Consider the following 6993-nt stretch of genomic DNA (forward strand, 5'->3'; position numbering starts at 1 on the left):
CCCCTTTTATATTTCCCCGCCGCACAACCCGGCTAACCAAGCCTGCAAACGGTCGAAACCGACGTACTCCTGCTCGAGCCTGACATTTCGGCCGTAACGGTTGTCGCGCAGTACGTCGTACAGCGCGCTTTCCTCGGCGCTCAGCTCAGATAAATCGGCCCGGCCGGGCGCGGCTTCTGTCACCCACGAGGCGCGGTGGGCCAGCAAGGTGGCTTGGTCCATCAACAGTGAACGGGTTTGCGGAAAATATTGGCGAAACTGGCTCAGAATCGCAAAGCCGTGGCTGTCGATATCGCCCCAATAATGGATTTGTTTGTCGCGCAACCACCCGGCTTTCGCCAACGCGTCGAAGCCGTACCCCCTGCCGAAAATGACGATGCTATCCGCGACTTCCGGAAAGGCCAGACCGTTAATGTCGTTTTCGGTGACGAACACCCGCACTACCGGCAAATTCAAAACCGCAAACTCATCGGCAGTGACGCTTAAATCGGTCAAGCCGGCGATGGCGAGCCGGCTATCCAACACCCGAAAGCGAATCGTCGCCGGCTTCGCCAAAAAACCGTAACGCGCTTCGAAACCGGCTACACCGGTTTGCGCGACGTCGATTGCCGACTCCGGCAACAGCAAATCCAGCCATTCGCCCAGCAATTTCTTGCGGCTCTCGATAAATTTGCTGTCGATGCCGGGCAGGCTGATCTGGCGCAGATAAATGCCGGGCCGGGGATGCGCGACCATCCAACCGGCCACGCTCAACAGCTTTTGCCATTCGCCCGCATGCTCCAGAGCCCGTAGCGGGTATTTCAACAGCCAGCCTCGCAACACCGAGAAATCGCCAGTCAGCGTTGTCGCCAATTGCGCAAAAACCGCCAACTCCCTGGATTTTTTCAAATACGCCGCGGCATCCTCCGCCGTATCGAAAACCGCCGCCGCCGGCAAGCGATTACGGCCCGACAGCCGATGATTGATCTCGCGCCATTCGACCGAAAAATGCCGGGCATCCGCCGCCAGCCAGGTTTCGACCCAAGCTTGCACCCCGCCAAAATCGGCGGCCAGTTGCGCCGGACTGGGTTGCTTCAGCGCGATTCGTAGCGGAAACAAACCGTTCGGCGCCAAACTTTCCGCCAGAATTTGGCCGCGCTGCCAGCGCTTGTCCAAGTCTAAGCGCAGCTCGGCCGGCAAAGTCCAGACCGGCTGGCTCATCCGCCGCGCGCCGCGCGTTCGGCCCGATATTGTTCGATGCTGAGATTGCGCAGTTTCGAGGCGCGGCCTGCTTCGTTATGCACAAAGCCGACCGCCGCCACGTAAGGTTCGATGATGTGGATTTTCTGCAGCGGCGTGACGATCAGCAATTGCAGATTGAGATTCTCGAACAGTCGCAAGCCGTATTGCGCCGATTCGTCGGAACCGCGGCCGAAGGCTTCGTCGATCACCACGAAACGGAACGAACGCGAGCGCAACGCACCCCATTCCAGGCCGAATTGATAGGCCAAGCTGGCCGCCAGAATGGTGTAGGCCAGCTTTTCCTTTTGGCCGCCGGACTTGCCGCCCGAGTCGGAATAATGTTCGTGCTCGCTGCCGTCTTCCCGCCACCGCTCGCTGGCGCCGAAATTGAACCAATTGCGCACGTCCGTAACTTTACCGGTCCAACGCCGGTCCTGCTCGGCTTGGCCTTCGCGGCCGCGAAAGCGTTCGATGATTTTTTTGACTTCCAGAAACTTGTTTTCCGAATATTGCTCGTCGTCGGAACCGGTCAACGCGCCCTCGGTGCAGGCGCGCAATTCGCTTTGAAAATCGCGCACGTCGGCATCCGGCGTCGGCTGCGCTTCCAGCACGATGTAGCGGTTGGTGTTGTAATCGATCTGGGTCAGGGATTCGTTGATACGGGCGATGCGCTCCTTGATGGTCTCGCGCTCGCGGGCCAGTTGCGACTGGAAGTTGGCGACCTCGCGGATGGTGTTTTCGTTGAGCAATTCCTTGAAACGGGCCTCGAAGCGCGGCAGATCGTCGGCTTGCAAGCTTTCTAACATGGCTTGATATTCGCCGCCGGCAGCGATGCCGACATCGACTTCCTGGGTTTCCAGCGGGAAGGCCGCGCAATAGCCGCGCATCGCATCGATGATTTTGTCGCGCAGGTGGTTGAGTTTCTTGGTTTCGGCGTCGATCCTGGCTTGCAGCCAGCCGCGAAAATCCTGTTCGCGGTTGTCGCAGGATTCAATCGTCAGTTGCCGCTCGCCCAACACTTCGCCGCGCATCGCGTCCAGCGCCGGGTAATGCGCGGCATGTTCCGCGCCGGCCTCGCGCAAAATCTCGCCAGTTTCCGCCAGCAGCGCTTCGGCGGCCAGCTTACGTTGTTCGGTGGCGCCGGTTTCCTTGATTTTGCCGCTTAACGCCTGCTCGGTATCGGCCAGCGCTTGTTGTAGCGTCTCCAGCTGCTCGGTCAGTTGTTTGAGCAGATCGGACGCCGCTTCCAACTCGCGTTTTTCGTGTTCCAACCGGGCAATCTCGCCGGCCAGCGGTCGCCAATCCAGCTCGCGGAAATCGCGGTACTCGCCCAGTTTGGACAATGTTTCCAGTTGCGCCTTGACCGCTTGCCTCGCCTGGTCGATCTGCGCCAAGTTGGCACCCAAATCGGCCAGACGGCTTTCCAATAGCTTGGCCTTGGCTTCCAGCGCGGCGATCTTGGCGGCATTGGACCAGCCCAACACATAGCGGCTGCGGTCGTCCAGGCGGTGGCGGTCGTCTTTTTCGTGGCGCTCGCCCGGCGCCTTGATTTGCCCGGCGCGGGTGACGGCCTTTTGCTCGCGGCGAAATTGCTCCTGGGTGGCGCAGCAGGCGACGTCGAAACGATGGGCGATTTCGCGCTCCAGCCAATCGTAAAACGCCGAGTCGGGCTTGATCGCCAGTTTGCGAACCAAGGAATCGCGGTGCAAATCCGGCAAATCGCCGCGTTGGCCGGACCGCACCCGGAAATACACCAGCCGGCCCCGCAACTGCGTCCGGTCCACCCAGTCGGCCACCGCCGCATAATGCGCATCCGGCACCAGCAAGGACAAGCCGAAATTGCGCAGCAGCCGTTCGGCGGCGCCTTCCCAATCCTTGTCCTCGTCGCGGACCTGGATCAGCTCGCCGGCGAACGGCATTTCGGCCTCGGCCAGATTCAGCGCCCGGCACAGCGCCTCGCGCATTTTGATTTGGGCATCGTCGATATTGCTGCGCCGGGTTTTCAGGCTGGTCAATTCGGCTTGCAGGGCTTGATGTTCATTACGGCTCTGCGCAAACGCCACCCCGATTTCGCTGGCCTGATTCTGTAAATCCGCCTCGCGAGCGGTGGCGCTTTCCCGCAAATCGGCAAATTGCTTTTGCTGGGCCAGAAAGCCGTCGGCGTCTTCCGGGGCCGGCAAGTCCAAGGTTTGCAGCAATTTTTCGTAACGGGCGGACTTATCGCGGCGGCGCGCCATTTCATCTTGCAGACGCTCGATTTCCAAACCCAATTGAGCGATGCGGTCGCCGCCGTTGGCGGCAATCTGGCGCTGCAGTTCACCCACTTCCATTCGCTGTTGCCGCTTGCGCTCGCTCAGCCGGTCGAGCTGAGCGTTTTGCCGGGCAAGATCTTGATCCAATGTCGCCAGACGCTTTTCCAGCAAGCTTTGTTTCAAGCCGGCGAAAAACGAACGCAAGGCTTCGCGGCAGGCGCGCAGGGTTTCGGTTTGTGCGTGCAGTTGTCCGTGACGCTGGCAATCGGCCACCAACGGCGTCAACAAACTCATCTGGCGCTTGGCTTTCAGCACCGCTTCGTGGGCGCGGTTCAGGTCGTCGAAATGATTGATCAACGCGGCAATGCGCGGCGCCACCTCGGACGGCTCCAGCATGTGGCTGCGGACGAAGTCGGTCAGATTGCCGACCGATTTCATCGACACGGTTTGATGGAACAATTCCAGCGCCTGCTCGTTGTCGATGCCGAAGCGACGGCGGAACCAGGCGCCGTAAGGCGGAAAGCTGTCGAACAATTCGGCGCCGAGATGGCGCAGCTTCTTGCGCAATTGGCCGATGTCGCTGCCAAAGTCGGCGAAGTCGGCGGCAATGCTCAAGTCGCGTTCGCAACCGGCATACAGCCTTGCCGGCTGGCCCTGACGGTCGGCAATCCAGAACACTTGCGCCAGCGTCACGGTCTGGTCGTAGCCGGCGTTGTGAAATACGCCGAGGATCACCGAATAACTGTTGTCGCCGCGCAAGGCCACCGGCTTGGCACTGCCGCTGACTTCGTTGCGCTCCGATTTGTAATGCCCCAGCACGTAGGAACGCAGGCTGCGCTCCTTGCTGTCCGCGCCGGCCGCCTTGTTGTAAGCGATGCGTTGAGCCGGCACCAGCAGCGTCGTCACCGCATCGACCAAGGTCGATTTGCCGGAACCGATGTCGCCGGTCAACAGCGCGTTGCGGCCATTGAGCTGCAAGCTCCAGACCCGGCCGTCGAAAGTGCCCCAGTTATAGACTTCCAGCCGTTGCAAGCGGAAGCCGGACAGGGTGTCGTCGTCGACGAAATCCAGCGACAGTTGCAGGTCGTTTTGCATTATTCCTCGCCTTCCCCGCCAGCGGTCAATTGGGTTTGGTATTCGGCCAGCCGGGCGTCGAATTCCGACAACCATTGCGCATCGACGAAAGCCTTGAGAATGCGCCTGACCTCGTAACTGGCGGATTGATTGGCAGCGGTCTTGAGTTTACGCAAAAAGCCCAGTTCGACCACCTTATTGATGTGGGTTTCGATCTGATCGATCAACCGCGCTTCGTTGCTGCGTTGCGGCAAGAACACCCGGATCAATTCGACGATGTCCTCGCGCGACAACACCAGCCGGGTCTCGCCGCCGCCCCGGTCAAACTCGGCCAAACGTTTGCGCAACAAGGCCAGCAACAAACTGACCGGAAACGACAAGGGCCGGCGGGCGATCAAACGCGGTAGTTTAACCGCTGCCTCATCGTCTTCGTCCGCTGCCTGCCGCGAGCGCAAGAAGGCGTAACCTTCGGCCTCATCCAGCACCAATTCCAAACCCAACACCGCCACGTAATCTCGTACCCTGGCCTGCAGATTCAGCAAGGCATTCCACAATCCGCCGTCGGTTTCCTGGTAGATCACGCCTTTCAGCAAGGGAATCACAACGGTCGACAAGTCGTATTGGAGGGCTATTTCGGGGTCGGTTTCGGCCATGCTTATGTCGTTTTGATCGAGCGGGCGTTGAATTGTGCGTATTTTAGGGTAAAACCCTCGATAAAAGAGACAATCTGCTTTTAGGCTTTCGATGCTACTATCCATTTCTAACTGAAAGCGGAATTTCACGAACTCAATCCACAAAGCCTTATGAAACGGAACCATGCTTTAGAGCTACTGAGAAAACTGAAACCCGTTGTCGCGCAACGGTTCGGCGTCACACAACTGGCTTTATTTGGCTCCACAGCGCGCGACGAAGCCGGGGACAATAGCGACGTGGACATTCTGGTCGGCTTCGATGGTCCCGCCACCTCCAGCCGTTATTTCGGAGTGCAATTTTATCTGGAAGATCAGTTGGGTTGCCCGGTGGATTTAGTCACCGATAAAGCCTTGCGCCCAGAATTGCGGCCATTCGTCGAAAAGGACGCCATCGATGTCTGAAACCGCCGCGCACGAATGGCGTTTTTATCAGGACGATATGCTGACGTTTGCCGAAAAAGTACTCATTTAGACCGAAGGCCTCGATCAGCAGCGCTTTGTCGATAGCGGATTAAACTACGATGCCACTGTCCGCAACCTGGAATTGATCGGCGAAGCCGCAACCCATATTCCCGGCGAAATTCGCGAAAACAATCCGCAAATACCCTGGCGCATGATCATCGCCACCCGCAACCGTTTGATTCATGGTTATTTCGACATCGACAACGATACCCTATGGAGCGTCATCCAAACCGATATTCCCGAATTGCTGCCTTTGCTACAGCAGCTTCAGAAAACCGTAACTCATAACCGCCGGCAGCTTGTGTAGGTGCGATTAACGAAGCCTAATCGCACGAATGTTACGAATTCATTCCTTAAGCAATTTCGATACTTGTCGCCGGACTATTAAAAGACTATATTAAGTCCTTTATAAATTCATCGGTGCCTCCATGCGCTTCTCGTCTCAAGTCAAACCCATCAGTTACCTGAAAGCCAACGCCGCCGAAGTGCTATTAAAACTGGCCGAATGCCGCGAACCTTTGGTCATTACCCAAAACGGCGAAGCCAAGGCCGTGTTGCAGGACGTAGCCTCCTACGAAGAAACCCAGGAAACCCTGGCCTTATTGAAAATACTGGCCTTGGGTAACCGCGACATTGCGGACGGCAACGCCAAACCCGCGGCCGAAGTCGCCGCCCGGCTGCGCGCGAAAAAGACGAATCGCTGATGCCTGCTGCCTATCAAGTGCTGCTGACTCGCGGCGCCGAGCAGGATTTGGAAAGCCTTTACGATTACATCGCCGAATTCGATACGCCGGCCAATGCCGATGCCGTCCTGGACAAGTTGTTGCAAACGCTGGACGACTTGGCGAGTTTCCCGGAACGCGGCAATTTCCCGAAAGAACTTGCGGCGCTGGGGATACAGGAATACCGCCAAGTCTTCTTCAAACCCTACCGCATCGTCTATCGCATCATAGCCCGACAAGTCTATGTTTATCTGATCGCCGACGGACGGCGGGACATGCAGGCTTTGCTGGCGCGGCGGTTGCTCGGTGAATAAAGCCGGTTAGTCATGGAGCTTTATGGGAGCCGACGCTTGATGGTATAGGCAGACTTTAATTTATTTGTAGGGTGTGGTGAGTTTACGAACCGCACCAATCGCGAACGATGCGGTGCACGTTGTTTACCGCATATATGGACTCCTCCCCAATTGCAAGCCAAGTGTTATCAAAATTGATGTTTCCAACAGAGATCAAGATTGCAGCCATATATTCGGTCTCTTGATGAAGGTACTTGATAGGCCTTCGGACCCTGAT

General features: G+C 57.8%; 6 protein-coding genes and 1 pseudogene. 4 read left to right on the forward strand and 3 right to left on the reverse strand.

Annotation, left to right across the window (positions count from 1 at the left end; translation table 11 throughout):
* Nucleotides 1-6: 6 nt before the first annotated feature.
* The 3 genes from AC0IM9_RS16855 to AC0IM9_RS16865 are packed head-to-tail and all read right to left on the reverse strand — an operon-like array spanning nt 7 to nt 5200.
* Nucleotides 7-1200 carry a Wadjet anti-phage system protein JetD domain-containing protein gene (locus AC0IM9_RS16855; protein ID WP_482804765.1) on the reverse strand — a complete coding sequence of 398 codons (1194 nt, stop codon included), beginning with the start codon at nt 1198-1200 and terminating at the stop codon, nt 7-9.
* Nucleotides 1197-4568: an ATP-binding protein gene (locus AC0IM9_RS16860; protein ID WP_482804766.1), complete on the reverse strand. Its 3372-nt coding sequence runs from the start codon at nt 4566-4568 to the stop codon at nt 1197-1199. The genes AC0IM9_RS16855 and AC0IM9_RS16860 overlap by 4 nt, the downstream gene beginning before the upstream one ends.
* Nucleotides 4568-5200, reverse strand: a complete 633-nt coding sequence (locus AC0IM9_RS16865; protein ID WP_482804767.1) for a DUF4194 domain-containing protein — start codon at nt 5198-5200, stop codon at nt 4568-4570. The genes AC0IM9_RS16860 and AC0IM9_RS16865 overlap by 1 nt, the downstream gene beginning before the upstream one ends.
* A 150-nt stretch (nt 5201-5350) precedes the next feature.
* Between AC0IM9_RS16865 and AC0IM9_RS16870 the strand changes: the two genes are divergently transcribed.
* The 4 genes and pseudogenes from AC0IM9_RS16870 to AC0IM9_RS16885 all read left to right on the forward strand — a co-directional run bounded on the left by AC0IM9_RS16870 (nt 5351) and on the right by AC0IM9_RS16885 (nt 6737).
* The gene (locus tag AC0IM9_RS16870) at nt 5351-5641 is read left to right on the forward strand and encodes a nucleotidyltransferase family protein (protein WP_278210046.1); all 291 of its coding nucleotides are present in this window, start codon (nt 5351-5353) and stop codon (nt 5639-5641) included.
* An 85-nt stretch (nt 5642-5726) separates the two neighbouring features.
* Nucleotides 5727-6008, forward strand: a pseudogene (locus AC0IM9_RS16875) (HepT-like ribonuclease domain-containing protein); the annotation flags it as partial.
* Nucleotides 6009-6129: 121 nt separating this feature from the next.
* Nucleotides 6130-6405, forward strand: a complete 276-nt coding sequence (locus AC0IM9_RS16880) for a type II toxin-antitoxin system Phd/YefM family antitoxin (RefSeq protein ID WP_140913249.1) — start codon at nt 6130-6132, stop codon at nt 6403-6405.
* Nucleotides 6405-6737, forward strand: a complete 333-nt coding sequence (locus tag AC0IM9_RS16885; protein WP_278210045.1) for a type II toxin-antitoxin system RelE/ParE family toxin — start codon at nt 6405-6407, stop codon at nt 6735-6737. The genes AC0IM9_RS16880 and AC0IM9_RS16885 overlap by 1 nt, the downstream gene beginning before the upstream one ends.
* Nucleotides 6738-6993 lie beyond the last annotated feature (256 nt).

This window comes from Methylomonas sp. Uni0011, assembly GCF_056850255.1.